The 20,456-nt window shown below is 63.3% G+C and carries 18 protein-coding genes; 5 read left to right on the top strand and 13 right to left on the bottom strand.

Annotated features, from left to right (window positions below):
- The first annotated feature begins 2 nt into the window (after positions 1-2).
- Together gcvH and gcvP are read left to right on the top strand one after the other, a co-directional pair.
- On the top strand, positions 3-371 hold the full coding sequence (gene gcvH / locus NKG99_RS27625; RefSeq protein WP_352872186.1) for a glycine cleavage system protein GcvH: 369 nt from the start codon (positions 3-5) through the stop codon (positions 369-371).
- Positions 372-388: 17 nt separating this feature from the next.
- Positions 389-3,199, top strand: coding sequence for an aminomethyl-transferring glycine dehydrogenase (gene gcvP, locus NKG99_RS27620; protein ID WP_352872185.1), 2,811 nt, complete (start codon positions 389-391; stop codon positions 3,197-3,199).
- Positions 3,200-3,207: 8 nt separating this feature from the next.
- Here gcvP and NKG99_RS27615 read toward each other — a convergent pair whose 3' ends face one another.
- The 10 genes from NKG99_RS27615 to cpaB form a co-directional block, all read right to left on the bottom strand.
- Positions 3,208-4,383, bottom strand: coding sequence for a GGDEF domain-containing protein (locus NKG99_RS27615; RefSeq protein WP_352872184.1), 1,176 nt, complete (start codon positions 4,381-4,383; stop codon positions 3,208-3,210).
- A 166-nt stretch (positions 4,384-4,549) separates the two neighbouring features.
- Positions 4,550-5,020: a hypothetical protein gene (locus tag NKG99_RS27610; RefSeq protein WP_352872183.1), complete on the bottom strand. Its 471-nt coding sequence runs from the start codon at positions 5,018-5,020 to the stop codon at positions 4,550-4,552.
- 132 nt (positions 5,021-5,152) lie between these two features.
- Positions 5,153-5,992, bottom strand: a complete 840-nt coding sequence (locus NKG99_RS27605; RefSeq protein WP_352872182.1) for a PA3715 family protein — start codon at positions 5,990-5,992, stop codon at positions 5,153-5,155.
- A 78-nt stretch (positions 5,993-6,070) separates the two neighbouring features.
- Positions 6,071-7,033, bottom strand: coding sequence for a type II secretion system F family protein (locus NKG99_RS27600; protein ID WP_352872181.1), 963 nt, complete (start codon positions 7,031-7,033; stop codon positions 6,071-6,073).
- Position 7,034: 1 nt separating this feature from the next.
- Positions 7,035-8,000, bottom strand: a complete 966-nt coding sequence (locus NKG99_RS27595; RefSeq protein WP_352872180.1) for a type II secretion system F family protein — start codon at positions 7,998-8,000, stop codon at positions 7,035-7,037.
- Positions 8,001-8,004: 4 nt separating this feature from the next.
- Complete coding sequence (locus NKG99_RS27590; RefSeq protein ID WP_352872178.1) at positions 8,005-9,426, bottom strand: TadA family conjugal transfer-associated ATPase; 1,422 nt, start codon at positions 9,424-9,426, stop codon at positions 8,005-8,007.
- Positions 9,423-10,637, bottom strand: a complete 1,215-nt coding sequence (locus NKG99_RS27585; protein WP_352872177.1) for a CpaE/TadZ family protein — start codon at positions 10,635-10,637, stop codon at positions 9,423-9,425. Before NKG99_RS27585 ends, NKG99_RS27590 begins: the two co-directional genes overlap by 4 nt.
- A gap of 44 nt (positions 10,638-10,681) precedes the next feature.
- Positions 10,682-10,951 (bottom strand): hypothetical protein, encoded by a 270-nt coding sequence (locus NKG99_RS27580; RefSeq protein ID WP_352872176.1) that lies wholly within the window; start codon positions 10,949-10,951, stop codon positions 10,682-10,684.
- A gap of 4 nt (positions 10,952-10,955) precedes the next feature.
- Positions 10,956-12,401, bottom strand: a complete 1,446-nt coding sequence (locus NKG99_RS27575) for a type II and III secretion system protein family protein (RefSeq protein WP_352872175.1) — start codon at positions 12,399-12,401, stop codon at positions 10,956-10,958.
- A gap of 32 nt (positions 12,402-12,433) precedes the next feature.
- Positions 12,434-13,360: a Flp pilus assembly protein CpaB gene (gene cpaB, locus NKG99_RS27570; RefSeq protein ID WP_352872173.1), complete on the bottom strand. Its 927-nt coding sequence runs from the start codon at positions 13,358-13,360 to the stop codon at positions 12,434-12,436.
- A 237-nt stretch (positions 13,361-13,597) separates the two neighbouring features.
- Between cpaB and parE the strand changes: the two genes are divergently transcribed.
- Together parE and NKG99_RS27560 are read left to right on the top strand one after the other, a co-directional pair.
- Positions 13,598-15,652, top strand: a complete 2,055-nt coding sequence (parE, locus tag NKG99_RS27565; protein ID WP_352872172.1) for a DNA topoisomerase IV subunit B — start codon at positions 13,598-13,600, stop codon at positions 15,650-15,652.
- Between the two features lie 131 nt (positions 15,653-15,783).
- Entirely contained in the window at positions 15,784-17,850 is a 2,067-nt protein-coding gene (locus NKG99_RS27560) for an FUSC family protein (RefSeq protein ID WP_352872171.1), read from the top strand.
- A gap of 6 nt (positions 17,851-17,856) precedes the next feature.
- On the opposite strand, the gene NKG99_RS27555 is transcribed toward NKG99_RS27560, so the two are convergent.
- From NKG99_RS27555 to NKG99_RS27545, 3 genes are all read right to left on the bottom strand, one after another.
- Entirely contained in the window at positions 17,857-18,315 is a 459-nt protein-coding gene (locus NKG99_RS27555; protein WP_352872169.1) for a HEPN domain-containing protein, read from the bottom strand.
- The gene (locus tag NKG99_RS27550; RefSeq protein WP_352872168.1) at positions 18,308-18,646 is read right to left on the bottom strand and encodes a nucleotidyltransferase domain-containing protein; all 339 of its coding nucleotides are present in this window, start codon (positions 18,644-18,646) and stop codon (positions 18,308-18,310) included. The genes NKG99_RS27555 and NKG99_RS27550 overlap by 8 nt, the downstream gene beginning before the upstream one ends.
- 78 nt (positions 18,647-18,724) lie before the next feature.
- On the bottom strand, positions 18,725-19,849 hold the full coding sequence (locus tag NKG99_RS27545; protein ID WP_352872166.1) for a DUF2336 domain-containing protein: 1,125 nt from the start codon (positions 19,847-19,849) through the stop codon (positions 18,725-18,727).
- Between the two features lie 152 nt (positions 19,850-20,001).
- Between NKG99_RS27545 and NKG99_RS27540 the strand changes: the two genes are divergently transcribed.
- On the top strand, positions 20,002-20,454 hold the full coding sequence (locus tag NKG99_RS27540; protein ID WP_352872164.1) for a MaoC family dehydratase: 453 nt from the start codon (positions 20,002-20,004) through the stop codon (positions 20,452-20,454).
- Positions 20,455-20,456 lie beyond the last annotated feature (2 nt).

Genomic DNA, 20,456 nt, shown 5'->3' with positions numbered 1-20,456 from the left:
CAATGGCAACGACCTATTTCACATCAGATCACGAATGGCTCCGCGTCGAGGGCGGCATCGCCACTGTCGGCATCACCGACTACGCGCAGGAGCAGCTCGGCGATCTCGTCTTCGTCGAACTGCCGGAGATCGGAAAGAAGCTGAGCAAGGGCGATACCGCCGTCGTCGTCGAATCCGTCAAGGCGGCATCCGATGTCTATGCGCCGGTCGATGGCGAGATCACCGAAGCCAACGGCACGCTGTCGTCGGATCCATCACTGGTCAATTCGGCAGCAACCGGGGCCGGCTGGCTTTGGAAGATGAAGCTTGCCGACGAAAGCCAGCTCGCCAGCCTCATGGATGAGGCCGCCTACAAAGCTCGTATCGGCTGATATCAGGACGTATTGACATGACCGCAGCACTCACTCCCTTCTCGGCCCGCCATATCGGTCCTGATGTCAACGATGTCAGAGCCATGCTTGCCGTGATCGGCGTTCCGTCCGTCGAGACGCTGATCAGTCAGGCAGTGCCGCAGTCGATCCGCCTTGACTCGCCGCTGACCCTGCCCGCGCCGGCCAGCGAAGCGGAGGCGCTGGCCGAATTGTCGGCGACCATGGCCAAGAATACGGTGCTGAAGAGCTTCATCGGCGCCGGCTATCACGGCGTCCATGTGCCGCCGGTGATCCAGCGCAACCTGTTCGAGAATCCGGCCTGGTATACGGCCTACACGCCCTATCAGGCCGAGATCAGCCAGGGCAGGCTCGAGATGCTGTTCAACTTCCAGACGCTGGTCACTGAACTGACCGGCCTGCCGGTGGCATCGGCCTCCTTGCTCGATGAAGCGACCGCGGTCGCCGAAGCCGTCGGCATCGCCTTGCGCCACCACCGCGACAAGCGCACCAAGATCGCATTTGCCGGCACGCCGCATCCGCAGACGCTGGACGTGGTGCGCACCCGCGCCGAGCCGCTCGGCATCGAGATCAATGGCGACACGATCGACGACAACACCGCCGCCCTGCTCGTCTCCTGGCCGGATACGTTTGGCGTCTATGGCGATCACAAGGCAGCTATCGAAAAGGCCCGGGTGACCGGTGCCATCGTCGTCTTCATCGCCGACCCGCTCGGTCTGACGCTGACCGACGCGCCGGCCAAACTTGGCGCCGACATTGCCGTCGGCCCGATGCAGCGTTTTGGCGTGCCGATGGGCTTTGGCGGGCCGCACGCCGCCTATTGCGCCGTCTCCGACAGACTGACGCGGCTGATGCCCGGCCGCCTGGTCGGCCAATCCACCGATAGCAAAGGCCGGCCCGGCTACCGGCTTGCCTTGCAGACACGCGAGCAGCATATCCGCCGTGACAAGGCGACATCCAACATCTGCACCGCGCAGGCGCTGCTTGCCAACATGGCGACCGCCTATGCCATCTGGCACGGCCCCGCCGGGCTGCAGGGGATTGCCGGGCGTATCCACGCGCTGGCCAATCGTCTGGCAAACGGCCTCGAAGCGGCAGGCGTGTCGGTGATCGGCGCCAGCCGTTTCGACACGGTGACGGTGGAGACCAAGGGCAAGGCGGCGCAGATCGCCACCGCGGCTGAAAAGACCGGCCGGCTGCTGCGCGTCATCGATGCCGATCATGTCGGCATCAGCTTCGACGAAACCTCGACCGATGTCGATCTCGAGGCGATCGCGGCCCTGTTCGGCGCCAAGGCGGGTTCCTCAACCGGCAGCACGGTGCCCGGCAAGCCGCGCGGCAAGGAGTTTCTGACCCAGCCTGTTTTCCACGAAAACAAGTCGGAAACCGAGATGATGCGCTTCCTGCGCCGGCTGGCCGACAAGGACCTGGCGCTGGACCGCGCCATGATCCCGCTCGGATCCTGCACCATGAAGCTCAACGCGGCGGCGGAAATGATGCCGGTAAGCTGGCCTGAAATCGCCAATTTGCATCCCTTCGCGCCGGCAAGCCATTCGGCCGGCTATCGCGCCATGATCGACGAACTGGAAGGATGGCTGTCGGAGATCACCGGCTTCGACGCCGTTAGCCTGCAGCCCAATGCCGGCAGCCAGGGCGAGTATGCCGGCCTGCTCGCAATCCGCGCCTATCATCGCTCGCGCGGCGAAGGCCATCGCACCGTCTGCCTGATTCCTTCCTCCGCGCATGGCACCAATCCGGCGAGCGCGGCGATGGCCGGCATGAGCGTTGTCGTCGTGCGCTGCCTGGAGGACGGCAATATCGACATGGACGATATGAGGGCCAAGGCCAACGAGCATTCCAAGAATCTCGCGGCGCTGATGTTCACCTACCCCTCGACGCATGGCGTCTACGAGGAAGGTGCACGCCACCTCTGCGCCCTTATCCACGAGCATGGCGGCCAGGTCTATTTCGATGGTGCCAACCTCAACGCCCTGGTCGCCTTGGCGCGGCCCGCCGATATCGGCGCCGACGTCTGTCATATGAACCTGCACAAGACTTTCTGCATCCCTCATGGCGGCGGTGGCCCGGGCATCGGCCCGATCGGCGTCAAGGCGCATCTGGAGCCCTATCTGCCGGGACATGTCACCGAGGGTTCGGCGCATGCCGTGTCGGCCGCGCCGTTCGGCAGCGCTTCCATCCTGCCGATCACCTGGATGTACATTCGCATGATGGGCGCCTCCGGCCTGAAGCAAGCGACCGAGACCGCCATCATCTCGGCCAACTACGTGGCGACACGGCTCGCGCCGCACTTCCCACTTCTCTACAAGGGTAGGCACGATCGCATCGCGCATGAATGCATCCTCGACACCCGCGTGCTCAAGGACAGCGCCGGCATCAGCGTCGACGACGTCGCCAAACGCCTGATCGACTACGGCTTCCACGCGCCGACAATGTCCTTCCCGGTCGCCGGCACGCTGATGGTCGAGCCGACCGAGTCCGAGCCCAAGCGCGAGCTCGACCGCTTCTGCGAGGCTATGATCGCCATATCAGGCGAGGCGGCGAAAGTCGCCAGGGGCGAATGGCCTTTGGCCGACAATCCGCTGGTCAACGCGCCGCACACCGCCGCCGAGGTGCTGGCCGGCCAGTGGACCCATCCCTACTCGCGCCTGGAGGCGGCCTATCCCGCCGGCGACGCCGACACGGCAGCCAAGTACTGGCCACCTGTCTCACGCATCGACAATGTCGCCGGCGACCGCAACCTGGTCTGCTCGTGCCCGCCCCTGTCGGACTATCTGGGCGCGGCGGAATAGCCCTCAGACTACGCTGAGCGCAAGGCCGGCTTGATCGGATCGGCCTCGCCCATCCGGTTGCGGCTGACGACGCAATTTCGACCGGCGTGCTTGGCGGCGTAGAGCGCCGTATCGGCCTCGGTCAGCACCTTATCGAGGCTGCTCCCGTCGGCCTCGCCAAAGCCGAGGCCGCCGCTGACCGTGCTGCGCAACTTGCCGAGTTGGGTGGCGACGATCTCGGTGCCGAAGGCCACACAGATCTTGCTGGCGAGATCATGGGCCTTCTCTTCCGTCATTCGCGACATGACGACGGCGAATTCCTCGCCGCCCAGGCGAAAGGCGTCGACACCCGTCCTGGCATATTTCTTGATCACCGCGGCGAAGCGGCACAAAACCTGGTCCCCGACCGGGTGACCATAGACATCGTTCGTCCGCTTGAAATGATCGAGGTCGAACATGACGACGGACATGAACGGACCGAAACTCCGCTCGCCGTAGAGCGACGTCAACGCCCGGCGGTTCAACAAACCCGTTAGCGGGTCGGTCATGGTCTCGGCCTTCAGCTCGATCTGTGCCTGCAGATGGTGGAGGGAGAGCGTCAAGGCGCCGAGTCCGGTCATGCAGGCCACCGCCACGACGGAATTCAATCGTTCTGCCCAATTGTCTGGCGCGACCGCCAGCGTCCATTGCCCCTTGGTCAGCAGAACCGCGCCACAAAGCGCGAACGACACCGCGCAGGTGCCGCTCAGAAACGAAACCACAAGCAGGATGCGGCGATCGTGACCGCCGTTGATCCAGAACATGGCGCCGATCGCCGACAGCAGCGCCGTCACCGTGATGTAGGTGACGATGAAGCCGACGCCGTCAAGGCCCAGGAACGTCACCACGGCACAGACAGCAATGGCGGCAAGCGACGGTGCAACGGCACGTCTGTAGCCGGGCACGCCCAGATATTGCATGGCTGACACGCAGAGGATCAGGAACCCCAGAGTGAGCAGCGCAAGCACGATCTGGCAAAGCAGCGGATCGGGATCCTTGGTGCATCGCCAGAACAGGATCACATGCGCGACGAGCATCAGAATGCCGCACGCCGCCGTCAGGACGAAGCCCGCCTTGGGCGCGGTGAACCAGATCGCAAACATGGTGACGCTAAGGCAGATGCCCGACAGCGCGGCTGCGAGCAGGAGCGAACTGAAGTCCAGCATATCGGGCGAAGGCCTCTCCAGCGTCGGCGGGTTGCGCTGCATTCTAGGTCAGCGGCAGCCGTCAGATACGAGTTTTCAGCCGATCTTTCGACGCAACCTGCCGATAGGGTTTACAAAGCGTCGATGCCCTGTGTCCCGAAACCGGACCCAGGACGCAACGGCCAGATCAGCCCTTGTTCAGCAAGGCGAGGTTGGCGTTGACGACGGTGGGATCGACCATGCCCGCCTTCGCCTCGAGCAGCAACGCCTTGGCCTTCTTGCGATTGCCGCGCAGCAGTTGCGAATAGCCCATGTTGTTGACGATCTGAGGCTTGCGGCCGGCGACTTTCAAAAGCTGGCCGTAGGCGCGGTCGGCGAAGTCGAAACGGCCGAGCTCATCATAGGAAGCGGCGAGCCCCATCCAGGCCTCGGCATTGTCCGCCTTCAACTCGACGGCCTTGCGGAAGTGCTTTTCGGCGAGGCCGTAATTGGCGTCGCGAAACTGCGCCTTGCCTTGCGCCAGATCGGAGGTGTCGATGTTCTTTGCCGCCGGTTGGATCGCGGTGGTCTTGGTGGTGTCGACGCCGCCCGTCGTGCAGCCAGACATCATCAAGACGGCCGCCATAGCGGCCATTGCCGTGAAGTTATTGTGACGCATGCCCCTGCCTCATCGCCCGATTTGCCGGGTCGTTCTCAAGGAAACACGCTACATTAGCGGCGATTAAACTTCGGTGCCGAAACGCCGCTAAAATTTGGTTTCGGGCACACCAGCCATTAACCACGAAGGCTTTCACGGCTCCAAGGCTTTGAGCCCCTCGGGAAACTGGTATCGACTGCCGTCATCGCGCAGCCGGTAGGTGCGCTTCACGGACTTGCCGGGATGAGACTGGCACTCGCCATTCTCGTCGACGGACGGATTGTCCGTATCCGCCCGCTCGGCCACGGTGATGTCGTGATAGCCACGGTGGCTTGCCGGGTTCATAGCCAGGCTGACCTGGCTCGACTCAAAGGATCCCGCGCAATTGGTATCGCCTTCGCCGCCAAAGCCGGCCACGACGAAGCCGTCGAGCACCACGCGCAAGGCATCGCCGGCGAGCGCATAGAGCCGCAGGTCGGTTTCCCTGAAGGGGTTGGGCTGCGAATGGCTTGCCATTTCGATGCGCAGGCCGAAGGCGCTGACATCGAACGCCAGTCTATAGCGGCCGGTATCGAATTCGATCTTGCGGATGGCGATGGCATCGTCGGTTATCAGCCCGGGCTGGAGCAGGCGCTGGCGCACCTGCAGGCTGTTCCTGTCGACGACCAGAAGCTCGATATCGCCGACATGCCCGTCGTCGCGGGACTGGGCGCTGTCGATCAGCGGCACCGCGACCAACAGCAGGTCGTCATGGGCGGGCCAGATCTTGCAGACCAGGCCAAATGGCGTGTCGCTATCCGGACGCGTCAGGGCGATGCTGATATGGGGTTCGAGCGTGTACGAGCCGCCGTCGGCGCTCTTTTGAGCCTTGGGATAGGCCTGCCGCACCAAGGCGGAAGCATCGCCGCAGTCGTCGGCCGCAGCCCATGCGGGCGGCGAACTGGCCGTGGTAAGGCCGACGAAGAGAAAGAGAGTGCGCAACAGCATTCGCATGGGGTTCTCACGTCGCAGGGCCGAGTTCGGGCAGAATAACGGGTTGTCAGCCCCTTACTAGGACTTTCGTGGGCGCTGCTAATGCGCCGTCATTTTGACGATGACTGGAATGGCCGCGATCATCAACACCACCGGCAGGATGCATACCACCACCGGCACCGACATCTTGGCCGGCAAGGCGTGCGCCTTTTCCTCGGCCAGCGACATGCGCTTGTGGCGCATGTCGTCGGAAAACACGCGCAGCGCGCCCGACAGGCTGGTGCCGAGTTCCTTGGACTGTTGCAGCAGCGTGGCGAAGGAACGCACCTCGTCCAGGCTGAGGCGATCGGCGAGTGCCTTCAGCGCATCGTCAAGGCTGCGACCGGCCCTCAGCTCCAGCGACACCAGCTGCAGGTTCTGGCTGAGCGCGGGGTAGGTCTTGGCGAGTTCCCTGGAGACGCGCTCGATGCCGGCCTCCATGCTCATGCCGGCATCCGAGCAGACGATCATCAGGTCCATGAAATCGGGAAAGCCGTTGCGGTACTCACGCCTGCGTTCCCGCACTTTCTGGCTCAGCACCAGGCCGGGCAGGAAATAGCCGGCCGCTCCTGACAGGATGACGAATGTCCAGCGGCTGGCCATCGTCGCGTCCGGGCTGGCCATCCAGCGGTTGAGCACAAAGACGCCGATTGCCGTGCCGATCATAGCGGTGAACCGGATCAGGAAGAATGTGCCGACAGCGCGCGGCTCCATATATCCCGCCTGGATGAGCTTCATGCGCAGCCGGGCGACATTTTCCGGATCGCTCTTGGCGTAGAATTCCTGTGCCCTCTTCACCGCCTTCTCGCGCACGACGCCGGTATTCTTCTTCTGCGCAGGTTCGGATTTCGCGGCCACGGGACCGTCATCGACCTTGAGCCGGCGCTTGACCTCGTTGCGATCGCCCTTCGCCGCCATCATCGGCCAGGCAACGGCGGCAGCGCCCGCGGCCAGCAGCAGGATGGCCACCGGCATCAACGAGGTCGGCGCGAGCGAGGCGAGGAATTCGATGAAGCCCTGCATGTCAGAACTTGAAATTCGACATCTTGAACATCATCCAATTGCCCAGCATCAGCCAGGTGATCGAGCCACCCATCAGGTACCATGTCTTTGGCTCGTCCCAGACGTCGCGGTAGAATCCCGGCATCAGCGCCATGATGGCGGTAAACAGCAACACCGGGACCGCCGTCAGGATGTAGGCCGACATTCGGCCTTCTGTCGCAATGGCGCGCACCTTGCGGCGTAGCTTGCCACGCTCGCGGATCGTCGTCGCCAGGCCGTCTAGGATCTCGCGCAGATTGCCGCCCGAACTGGTCTGGATCGAGACGGCGGTGACGAACAGCGGCAGATCCTCCTGGCCGACCCGGTCGAACAGCGAGTTCAATGCCGAAACCAGATCGGAACCGTAGGACACTTCGTCTGCGATGACGCCGAATTCGGTGCCGATCGGGTCGGGCATCTCGCGCGCCACCATGGCGATCGCCACCGGCACCGGATGGCCAGCCTTCAGGCCGCGCGTGATCAGTTCCAATGCTTCCGGCAATTGCATGCCGAACCGCTTCACCCGGCGCTTGCGCTTGAAACGCAACGTCAGCACCGGCAGCACCGGCACAAGCACCACGAACAGGACAAGCCCCATCAGCGGCGGCAAGCCGTACCAGATGGCGACCAAGGCCATGGCCATCGCCACGCCGCAGGTGATCATCAGGAATTTCGACAGCGGCATGATCATGCCCGACTGGGTTCGCAGAGCGCGGAACCGGTCCGGCGAAAACAGCGGCGTGCCCGCGTCAAGGCCGCGCTCCTTGCGCAGTTGCACAAGCACCTGCTCCTGGCTGATCTTGTTTTCCTGCAGCTTCATGCGCCGGTTGATGGCGGTGCGCTTGTCGCTGCGGCCTGCATAAAGCAGGTAGCAGGCCTCGGCGATCAGGATGCCGGTCAGCGCCGCCGCGGCATAGACGACATAAATCGCGCTGAGTTCGTCGAACACTTGGCTACTCCTGCGGCCGGCCGGGTTCGAAATATCGTCCGGGGAACTCGATGCCCATGGCGCGCAGATCCTCGAGGAATCGCGGCCGGATGCCAGTCGCCTCATAGTGGCCGAGGATCTTGCCGTCTGCCTCCATGCCGGTGCGCACGAAGCGGAAGATCTCCTGCATCTGGATGACGTCGCCTTCCATGCCCGTCACCTCGGCGACACTGGTCACCTTGCGCTTGCCGTCGGACAGGCGCGTCAGCTGGACGATGAGGTCGAGCGCGCTGGCGATCTGGCTGCGGATCGACTGCACCGTCATCGGCATGCCGGTCATGCCAAGCATCTGCTCAAGCCGCGAAATGGCGTCGCGCGGCGTATTGGCATGGATAGTCGCCATCGAGCCTTCGTGGCCGGTGTTCATCGCCTGCAGCATGTCGAAGGCCTCCTCGCCGCGGCACTCGCCGAGGATGACGCGGTCGGGACGCATGCGCAGCGCGTTCTTGACCAGGTCGCGCTGCTTCAGCTCGCCATGGCCTTCGATGTTGGCGGGGCGCGTCTCCATGCGCGCGACATGCGGTTGCTGCAGCTGGAGCTCGGCCGCGTCCTCGATGGTGATCAGGCGCTCATCTTCCGGAATGAAGGCCGACAGGGCATTGAGCATGGTCGTCTTGCCGGTGCCGGTGCCGCCCGAAATGATCGTCGTCTTGCGGGCATGCACGGCCGCCGCCAGCACCTCGGCCATGTTCTGTGTGATGGCACCGAATTCGACCAGCTTGTGCAGGCCGAGCTTGTTCTTGGAGAATTTGCGGATCGACACCAGCGGTCCGTCGACCGCCACCGGGCGGATGGCCGCGTTGAAACGCGAGCCGTCCAGCATGCGCGCATCGACCATCGGCTGCGATTCGTCGACGCGGCGCCCGACCGCGGCAACGATCTTGTTCACGATGCGCAAGAGATGCGCCTCGTCCTTGAATGGAATGTGGACCGGCTGCAGCTTGCCCCTCTTTTCGACAAAGCAGTTCAGGTGGCCGTTGATCAGGATGTCGTTGATGTCGGGGTCCTTGAGCAGCGGCTCGAGCGGACCGAGACCGACCATCTCGTCGACGATGTCGTCAACCAGCGCGTCAAGCTCGACGGTGTTGATCGCCATGCGCTCCTGTTTGGTCTTTTCCGACACGAAATCATGCACTTGCCTGCGCATCTCATCCTTGGGCAAACGCTCCAGCGCGACAAGATTGATCTCCTCGAGCAGCAGCCGATGGATACGCACGCGCGCATCAAGCACCTTGTTGGCATTCTTTGCTGGCGCTGCGTCTGGCTTGGCCGGCAAAGCCTTTCGGTTCGTCGGAATGACAACAGCATGATGGGCGACCGGCATCGGCTCAGTCGCGCGCTGCGGACGCGCGTCGCGGTTCTGCAGGGTGGAAAAGCGGCTGGTCATCCGGCCTTCCTCTTCAACAATCCACGGCCCATGCCAAACAGCGAGCGCGATTTCGCTCGGGTTGGGATCGCCTCCTCCGGCAGGATGATCTTCTTCAAATCGTTGATGACATTGGCGTTCGGATCGATCTCGTGCAACGGCACGCCGCGATCGACCGCCTCGCGCACCAGCCGGTAGTTGTTGGCGATGCCACCGACGAAATGCTCGCCGAGGATTTCCTGGACGTCCGCCTGCTTGATGCCGTTGTCGAACATCTTCTGTTCGAAGCGATTGACGATGACGTTCGGCTTCACTTCCTTGCCGGCGGTCTCGTAGACCGCCTGGATCAGCCGCTGCGTATGGCGCAGGCACGGCACCGTCATCTCGGCGACGATGTAGAGCTTGTTGGAACCGAGCAGCACGGTCTCCGTCCATGGAAACCAGGTGCGCGGCATGTCGATGACGACATTGTCGAAATAGGCCGAGACGAGATCGAGCATGCGCACCACGACATCGGTCTTGAACGAGCGCATTTCCGATGGACGCGTGGGGGCAGCCAGCACGCAGAGCCCGCTCGCATGCTTGGACAGCATCACATCCAGCAGTTGCCGGTCGAGGCGCTCGGGCTGGTTCTCGATCTCGGTGATGTCGAAGCGCGGTTCGAGGTCGAGATATTCGGCACAGGCGCCTTGCTGGAAATTGAGGTCGACCACGCAAGTCGACGCGCCGCGCGTCACCGAATGATGCAGCTGGAAGGCGGTTTGTAGCGCCAGCGTCGTGGTGCCGACGCCGCCTGCTGCCGGCATGAAGGTGTAGATCTGCGACTCGGTGTTTTCCTCGCGCCCGGGGCCCTGCAGCGCACGCACCACGGAGCGCACGAGATCGGCGGTAGTGATCGGCTTGACCAGGAAATCCGCGACCTTGAGCTGCACCAGAATGCGCACCGCGGCGGCGTTGAACTCCTGCGTGACGACGACGACCGGCACCTTATCCTCCAGCCGGCGCATGATGCGCTGCAGCGACTCGACCTCCTCCAGCCTTGCCGCATCCATGTCGACGATGATCGCACCGAAGTCGGCTTCCTGGATCTCGCCGCGCAGCTCGACGACATTCTTCTCCACTGTCGAAAGCTGAATGATCTCGGAGGCCGCGAACGCGGTCCGCGTGTCCTGCACGAAGGTCCTGTCGGTCGATACGAGCAGGATCTTCCTGGTCTTGATGCCGTTTGCCATTCTCTCAGCCTGTCAGGTCGCCCGTTGACCAGTTGCCCGTTGAATCAGTTGCTCGTGGTGGACTGCGACGCTTTCGCACCGGCCGCCTGATCGGGGGGGACCGCCGCCGCGCTGCCTCTCTGGGCGGGCACCAGAAGTCTGGTGTTCTGGACCCCATATTTCCAGGGATCGACCATTTGCATGACGGTGTTGGCGGCCTGCGCCTCACCTGCGCCGGTCGTCGGCCCCTCGCTGCGCGCGTAGTCGTCGCTGGTGCAGCCGGCGGCAAGGCTGGCCAGCAGCAAGGCGATACTCGATCTCAAGACCAGACGCATGGCTTCAGTCCTTCGGCAGGTCGAGGAAATGCCCGACCGTGGTGACGGCGGCCGGCTGAGCAACGCTGCCGTCGGCCATTGCCAGCGCGCGGTTGGCGTCGGATGTCTTCACTTCCTCGGTATTGTTGAGAAAATAGTCGGCGCTGCTGGCCGGCTGCGTGCCGTCGGTCGGCTCGACGAGCTTCTTCGACGGATCGACCGGCTTGACCAGATAGGGGGTGACGATGATGACCAGGTCGGTCTCGCGCCGCTGATAGGATTTCGAGGAGAACAGTGCCCCAAGCACCGGCATCTTGCCGAGACCGGGAATGCGCGACGTGGTGATGTCGTTTTGCGACTGCAGCAATCCGGCGATCATGAAGCTCTGGCCGTTCTTCAGGTCGACCGACGTCCTGGCACGGCGCACAATGAAGCCGGGAACCGAGATGGTGCCAATATTGTAGGAGGCCGAAGCGTCGATCGAGGAGACTTCCGGCGCGATGTCCAGGCTGACCAGCCCGTCCTTCAGGACGGTCGGCGTGAAATCCAGGCTGACGCCGTATTTCTTGTAGCTGACCGAGATCTTGCCGTTGTCCTCGGAGACCGGGATCGGGAATTCGCCGCCGGCGAGGAAGCTCGCCGTCTGGCCGGACCGGGCGATCAGGTTCGGCTCGGCCAGCCGCCGCGCCAGGCCGCGCTCTTCCAGCGCCTTGATGGCGATATCGATCGACACACCATTCGACAAAAGCCGGCCGATAATCTCGCCGGTGCCGGCGGCCGGCACCGAACCCGGATCGATCGTTACATCTCGGCCGCCGATGCCGTAGGCAAAATTGGCGGCGTACTTGGCGCCGAGATCCTGGCCCGCCTGCCGGTTGATTTCGACGAAACGGACGTTGAGCTGGACCTGCTGCGATGACGAGATATTGACGGAGTTGATCACCTCCTCGGTGCCGGAAAAGCGCGTCGCGATCTTGTTTGCCTTTTCGGCGGCGACCGCGTCATCCGCCTCGCCCGACAGCACGACACGGCCATTGGCCGAGCCGACCTTGATCCTGGCATCCGGCACGCTGGCTCGAATGGTGCTGGCCAACTGGTCGGTGTCGAGTGTCACCTCGATGTCGACGGTGCCGACAAGCTGCTTCTTCTCGTCGAACAGCGCAATACCGGTGGTGCCGAGATTGTTGCCGAGCACATAGAAGGATTTGTCGGTCAGCGGATTGACGTTGGCGATCTCCGGATCGCCGATGACGATCTGGTAGAAGGCGGCACTGGTCATGATCGTCTTCGGCTTGCCCTTGGCAACCTTGATCGACGCGTTCTTGGTCGACGACACATAAACGATGTCGTTGTCGGCCCTTGCCGAGGCGCCGAAGGCCAGCATCGCGGCGGCAGCCACCGAAGCCGCGACAGCCGCAGTGCGCAAAACGCGCAACCGCCCCATGACCCGATATATGATCAGCCCCAGCATTGTCCCGTCCCTCACCCAGTCCCCACTGGCTTCTATTTCTGGTCCCGCGAAGGAACCTGGTATTCCTCGGCCTTTGTGCCGCGCGTCACGATGACGGTCTTGAACTTCGGTTTTTCCGGCTCTTTCACCACGGCATCGAACAGCGAACCGGCAGCGCCCTGCACATTCGAGGCTACCGATCCACCGAAGGAAGAGATGGTGGTGACGCCATTCTTGCCGTCGCCGCCCTCGCTGGAGGACCGAAGCGACAAGGACAAGGTGCCGACGGTGCGGGCCAGCGCCACCTTCTGCGCGCCGTCGGTCGTCACCTCGATGGTCACGGAATTGGAAATCTGCGGCGTCGTCTGGCGCTCGTCGGCCCCCTGCCCGACGCTCAGCACCTTGGCGTCGGCGGCAACGATCTCGGAGGTGATGGTGGAACCGGCAGCGCCCTGAGCGTTCTTGGCCACTTCCTGGATTTCGCCGGCATCGCGTGTCAGCACGACATCAACCCTGTCGCCCGGCGTGATGAAGCCGCCAACCCCGGCGATCTCATCGGTTCGGATAGTCACCGCCCGCATTCCTGGCGTCATCATGTTGGAAAGCGTGGCGCGGCCATTTGGTCCGGACAGCTTGGTCAGCAGCACCGGTTCGTTGACCTCGATCGGCGACAGCACCACGCGACTGCCATCGGCGAGCAACGCATTGATGGTGGTGAAGGCACCCTGCGGCACGGACTCTTGCGACCACGGGATTTCTCTGAGCTGCACCCGGTCGAGTTCCATGCCATAACGCAGCGGCGCATTGGCCACCACAATGGTCTTGAACTCCACCCCGGGCACAACAGGTGCCGGGATCGACGACGTCTTCTCCTCGGAATCGGCCTTGGCCTGGCTCTTGACCCAGAAATCCGCGGCGAAGATCGAGATCGCGCCAAAAACGGCGGCGATGCCGATCATCGATATGGCCTTGCCCCTCACGCCGAAACCCCTGATGCCCGCAGTTTCTTGTTTTGTTGGGCTCAGGCTAGGCGGCATTGTTAAAGAATTAGGAATCTTGTGTGGCGGTATTGGATCTATTTCCGCCTGCTTGGTTATCGAATGGTTTTGGGGTAAGAGGGGCCGGATCCCCGAACGGAACAGGAACCTCGGTCGCTTGGCGCTGAAAAGCGTGGCAGTATCGCGAGGTGATTCGCAGCACCGGACCCTATGGCAGGCATGGACGACAACAACGATCTCTTCGGCAATATGGACAAGCAGCCGCAGCCGGTTCGCACACCGGCACGTCCGGCGGATCCGCTGGTGCAGGCCACGAAGCGTCCTGCCGCGACAAAGGATGGCAGCGAGGGCTATAGCGCCGCCGACATCGAGGTGCTGGAAGGGCTGGAGCCGGTGCGGCGCCGGCCAGGCATGTATATCGGCGGCACCGACGACAAGGCGATGCACCATCTGTTCGCCGAGGTCATCGACAATTCGATGGACGAAGCGGTGGCCGGCCATGCCACCTTCATCGATGTCGAGCTCTCGGCCGACGGCTATCTCACCGTCACCGATAATGGCCGCGGCATCCCGGTCGACCTGCATCCGAAGTTCAAGAAGCCAGCGCTCGAAGTCATCATGACGACTCTGCATTCGGGCGGCAAGTTCGACTCCAAGGTCTACGAGACATCGGGCGGCCTGCATGGCGTCGGCGTGTCCGTGGTCAACGCGCTGTCGGACCATCTCGAGGTCGAGGTCGCGCGCGGCCGCCAACTCTATCGCCAGCGCTTTTCGCGCGGCGTTCCCGTGACCGGCCTGGAGCATTTGGGCGAGGTCCACAACCGGCGCGGCACAAAAACCCGCTTCCACCCCGACGAGCAGATTTTCGGCAAGGGCGCGGCGTTCGAGCCGGCGCGGCTCTACCGCATGACCCGCTCGAAGGCCTATCTGTTCGGCGGCGTCGAAATCCGCTGGACCTGCGACCCGTCGCTGATCAAGGAGAAGGACCAGACGCCGGCCAAGGCGGAATTCCACTTTCCCGGCGGCCTGAAGGACTATCTCAAGGCGTCGCTCGGCGACGAGTTCCAGGTGACGCGCGAAATCTTCGCCGGCAAGAGCGAGAAACAAGGCGGCCATGGAGCGCTCGAATGGGCGGTGACCTGGTTCGGCGGCGACGGCTTCATCAATTCCTACTGCAACACCATTCCGACCGGCGAAGGCGGCACCCACGAGGCCGGCTTCCGCAATGTGCTGACGCGGGGCCTGCGCGCCTATGCCGATCTCGTCGGCAACAAGCGCGCCTCCATCGTCACCTCGGAAGACGTCATGATCTCGGCGGCGGGCATGCTGTCAGTGTTCATCCGCGAGCCGGAATTCGTCGGCCAGACCAAGGACAGGCTGGCGACGATCGAGGCGATCCGCATCGTCGAGACCGCGATCCGCGACCCATTCGACCATTGGCTGGCCGACAATCCGCAGGAAGCGTCGAAGCTGCTCGAATGGGTGATCGCACGCGCCGACGAACGGGTGCGCCGCCGCCAGGAAAAGGAAGTGTCGCGCAAAAGCGCGGTACGCAAGCTGCGGCTGCCCGGCAAGCTCGCCGACTGCACGCAGAATGCCGCAGCCGGTGCGGAACTCTTCATCGTCGAAGGTGACTCGGCGGGTGGCTCGGCCAAGCAGGCGCGCGACCGCGCCAGCCAGGCTGTGTTGCCATTGCGCGGCAAGATCCTCAACGTCGCCAGCGCCGGCAACGACAAGCTCGCCGGCAACCAGCAGATCTCGGACCTGATCCAGGCGCTCGGCTGCGGCACGCGGTCGAAATACCGCGACGAGGATTTGCGCTACGACCGCGTCATCATCATGACCGACGCCGACGTCGACGGCGCCCACATCGCTTCGTTGCTGATCACCTTCTTCTACCAGGAGATGCCGGCGCTGGTGCGTGGCGGCCACCTTTATCTCGCGGTGCCGCCGCTTTACTCTATCCGGCAAGGTGGCAAGGTCGCCTATGCCCGTGACGACGCGCACAAGGAAGAGCTCCTGCGCACCGAATTCACTGGGCGCGGCAAGGTGGAGCTTGGCCGTTTCAAAGGTCTGGGCGAGATGATGGCCGCCCAGCTCAAGGAAACCACCATGGATCCGAGGAAGCGCACGCTGCTTCGGATCGATGTGATCGACGCCGAAGCAGCGACCAAGGACGCTGTCGATGCGTTGATGGGCACCAAGCCGGAAGCTCGCTTCCGCTTCATCCAGGAACGCGCCGAATTCGCCGAGACGGAAGTGCTGGATATCTAGCCGCCAGCCGGTCTATCTCCTTGTTTTGACGCAATTCCCAAGGGAAAGCGCTATGCGCTTTTCCCGGGAAAACCGTATCACACTTTTCCTGGAATTGCTCTAGCTTGCGCTTCTGATACGGAGACCGGCATGTGATCTCGGCGCGGCTGAAGGGTTATTTCGAGACGAGTTTGGCGGGGTTGACGCAACCGACGCGCTCGGACTGGATTTTCGCCCTGCGCACCGTTTCGGCCGGGCTGATCGCGCTGCTGGCCGCCTACGCGCTGAAGCTCGACCATCCGCAATGGGCCATGATGACGGTGTTCATCGTCGCCCAGCCGGTTGCCGGCATGGTGCTGGCGAAAGGCTTCTACCGGTTGCTCGGCACGCTGGTAGGCGGTGTCGCGGCGATCGGCATCACCACGGTGTTCGGCACCGGCCCGTGGGCGCTGGTGACGGTGCTTGCCGTCTGGATCGGCATCTGCACCTTCGTCTCGTCACTGCTGCGCAATCCCGAAGCCTATGGTGCCGCCCTTGCCGGCTATACCGCGATGATTATCGGCCTGCCCGCCTTCGGACAGCCGCATCTCGTCGTCGACCTCGCGGTCGCGCGCTGTGCCGAGATCGTGCTCGGCATCGTCTGCGCCGGCCTGACAAGCCGGCTGATCCTGCCAAGACTGGCCAGCAACGCCATCGTCTCGCGCCTGAAGCGCTGCATTCTCGATCTTGCGACTTACGCGGCCGGTGCGTTCTCCGGCGGCGATCCTGCAACGCTGTCCGGCCTGCACCGAAAGCTGGTCGCCGACACCCAGACGCTCGGCGAGATGCGCGCCTATGCCAGGCTCGAAGCACCGAGCTTCGCGCCGCGCGCCCATCCGGTCCGGCGTACCATCGGACAGCTGCTCTCGGCCCTCTCGGCGGCCCGTGCTTTGCATTCGCACGCCGCCCCCAGGAACGCCGCACTCATTCCGGTGCGCTCGGAATTGCAGTCGCTGGTCGGCGAGCTGTCGACAAAGCCCGGCGCGCTGGACGACACCGCGCCCTGGGTAGCGCGGCTCGATGCCATCACGGCCAAGGCCCGGCAAATGCCCGATGCCTCGACCGACCAGGGTGACGACAGGGTCGGCACCATCACACGCCTCACCATCGCCGCCGATTTCGCCGAGGCGTTCAAGCAGGTGCTGCGCGGTCTTGACGCCTTGCGCACGCCTGCCACGCGCCCGATCCGGGGCAGCCGGCAGCCTGCGCTGGTCGTGCATCGCGATTACTCCGGCGCATCGCGCAACGCTATCCGCGCTGCCCTTGCCACCTTGCTGGTCGCGGCCTTCTGGCTGACGACGAAATGGTCGGAAGCGGCCGGCACGGTCATTCTCGTTGCCGTCGTATCGAGCCTGTTTGCTGCCCGCCCCGACCCCGTGCAAGTCGCCTGGGGCTTCTTCAAGGGAACACTGCTCGCTTTGCCCTTTGCCTTTCTTGTCGGTCAGATCGCGTTGCCCGCTTTGCCCGGCTTCGGCTGGTTCATGCTGTTTGTCGTGCCGATCCTGGTGCCCACGGCGCTGGCGATGGCCAATCCACGCTATGTCGGCGTGGCGACGGCCTTCGCTATCAACTTCCTCGCCTTCCTCAGTCCGCATCAGGCGATGACCTATGATCCCGTGCCCTTCTTCGCCGGCTCGGCGTCGATCCTGGTCGGCATTCTGCTGGCGATCGGCGTCTTCATCGTCGTGCTGCCCGCCGATCCGTGGCTTGCGGCCAACCGCATCGTGCGCGCCATGCGCGAGGATTTGGCGCGGCTTTGCCTGCATGAGCGGGTGCCGAGGCGCTCGGCCTTCGAGAGCCTCGCCTATGACCGCATCAATCAACTGATGCCGCTGGTGCAGAACGCCGGCAGCAAGGGCGATGCGGTCCTGGGCGGTGGCGTCGCCGCCGTCACCGTCGGCCTGGAGATCCTGCGGCTGCGCGGAGCAAGCCAAAGCCATGCCATCCCATCCGAGACCGCGCTTTCGATCACGAACTTCCTGCGGGGGCTGGCGCGCGAACTCCTCTTCCGCGCCCCCGGCGATCCGCGGACGTCGACCGTCGCCGTCGCCCGCCAATATGCGGCGAGCATCGCCCAACGAAACGGCGCCGGCGAATTGCTGCAGATAGCGGCATCGTTGCGCATCATCGCCGCGGCGATGGAGGATTTCCCTGATTTCTTCGCGAGCAACAGGCCTTAGCGAATGTCATTGCTGGCTGGATCTGCGCATAGGCGTCCCGTTCTCGGCTGGCTTTGATTCATCGTCAAGATCGACCCTGAAGTGCTCCGCGACCCGCGCGATAAGGCTCGAGATACCGCCTATGGCTTCCTGAAGCTTTGCCTTGTCAGGCGCACGAGGTATCTGGCCTGAAGGCAACGTATATCTGAAAGTGGTCGCATACGCCTCCAGCCAAACGAGTGACTTCAACGCCGTTTTCTCGGCGTGATCGTCCGGAAATCGCCTTACAATCTTGTCCAGCTGATGTGCATCGTGACGTTCGATGTGAATTGCCTCCGAGGTCGCCAGCGCCCGGATTATCTGCTCGATCGCCTGTTGGCTGAGATAGGCGGCGTTGCGAGACCCTGATGCAGCCAGAGTGCGTGCATCCCTGATACAACCATTCGCCAATCGAAGAGCGCTGGCGATGGTCCACTGGTCAGACATCCAATCGACGCCCGTCCCGAGCAACGTCATACGCGATCGTATTTCGCGAATCCCAACTTGCCGCCAAAGCGCTCGATGTAGTGGACAGGATAGTCGCTGGAATTCCGATTTCGTGCTGGATTTCCCAACCAATGAGCGGGTCCAGGAGTTCCGGCCTAGCATCATCCGGCAACGCAACGAGAATATCCCAGTCGCTATCGGGCCGATTGTCGCCCCGTGCTCGGCTGCCGAACAGCCAGATAGAATCGGGGTTCAGGCGAACCCGGATTTTATCGATCAGCGGCTTGATCTCGGTCGGTACCGCGAGACGCTTTGAGGATGGATGGCGCATGCTCAAAACATAATACCAATTCTTTACTTCGACAACGCAATGGCATCGAAACCGTCCAGCCGTCAAATGGATCCAAAGCTAGGCGGCGGCGATCGCCAGCGCGTGGCCTCGCGCGTTCTCGCGCAGCGCATCGAGATGGATCGACCTGACCAGCGCGGCCAGATCGCCTTCCGCCGACTGTCCACCCACCTCCTTCAGCATCAGCCAGCTGACCTCCTGCACACCGGCGACGCGCTTGCCGTTGGCGACCTCGCGCCAGATCTTCAGTGCGCGCAGGATGATGGCGTGCGTTGCGGCGGCGAGGCCGGCGCTGCGGAACAGCGCCTGCAAGGCGACATCGTGCCCGCCAGCAAGCAGCGCCCTCACCCTTTGTTCGGACTGCTGGCTGAGCGCGACCAGCGCCGAGCCGAAGAAATCGACCTTGCCATGCGCGATGGTGCGGATGAGGAAGCTGGCGGTGAGATCGCCGCGCAGCCTGAGATGCTCGATCAGTGCGGCATGTTCTTCCTGGCGCGTGCCCTCGATCAGCGTCACCGAAGCCTTGACGCACGCGTCGCGCATGACGCGGTCGGCGCGCGCCGCGCCCATCATTGCCATGACCAGCGGCGACGTTTTCAGCATCTCGCCGAGCTTGACGAGCAGCATATGCCGGCAGTCGGCAGGCAGCCGGGCGTCCGAGATCAGCGCCTCACGAACCAGAGGCAGATGGCCGTGGCGTTCGGCCATGCGGCGAAAGCTGAGCGAGGCGATGTCGGCGCCGCTGTTGGCAAGCAACACGGCGCAGGCTTCCGCCTCGCCGATCTCGGCAATGGCCGCCGACAGCGCCATGGAGACGACCGGCCGGTCGGCGATCAATTTCTGCGTCGCCTTCGGGCTTGAGGCCACGCGGTTGATCAGGTCGGCGTCGGTGAGCAGCGGCGAGCGCGCCAGCACTACCCCGGCGACTTCCGGCTGGTCGGACGCCAGCACGCTGATGATCTGCAATGGCGCGTGGTGGCTCATGGACAGCGCCTCGGCCATCGCCAGACGCACCTTCGACGAGGCATCGTCGAGCAGCAGGGTCAGCGCCGCTTCGGCGGCGCAACGATCCTCGAAAGGCAGGTCGGAATTGACATAGGCTCGGGCCAACGCGCTGGCGGCGGCGGCGCGTTCCGACACCCTGGCCGTGTAGATCCATTTCAGGAAATGCGAAACAACAACCATGCCCGTCTGCTTAAGCCCCTTGCCAGAAGGTTTCTGGCCCCGGTCAGGACGGTAGGCAGAAATGGTTTACGAACGGTTCACCATGTTCATTAACTGGCTTGCGAGCACCGAATGCAGCGCTTATCAACCCCATGGCAGCAGAGGAGCAGGATATGGCCGGGCTTTATCTCCAGGAGTTCGTTGTCGGCCAGGTCTTCCAGCACACGCTGCGCAAGACCGTTACCGAAAGCGACAACATGCTGTTTTCGGTGATGACGCTGAACCCGCAGCCGCTGCACATCGATTTCGATTTTGCCGCCAGGAGCGAATGGGGCAAGCCGCTGGTCAACTCGCTGTTCACGCTCGGGCTGATGATCGGCATCTCGGTCAATGACATCACCGTCGGAACCACGGTGGCCAATCTCGGAATGAAGGAAACCGTGTTTCCGTACCCGGTCTTCCATGGCGACACCATCCGGGTTGAAACCACCGTCATTTCAGTGCGCGAATCCAGGTCGAAACCCGATCGCGGCATCGTCGAATTCGAGCATCGCGCCTACAACCAGCATGGCGATCTCGTCGCCAAATGCACGAGGCAAGCGATGATGCTGAAGAAGGCGGCCTGAAG

Origin of the sequence: Mesorhizobium sp. M1409 (genome assembly GCF_040317535.1) — a bacterium.
Classification (GTDB): Bacteria; Pseudomonadota; Alphaproteobacteria; order Rhizobiales; family Rhizobiaceae; genus Mesorhizobium.
This window is presented reverse-complemented; position numbering and strand designations above follow the sequence as displayed.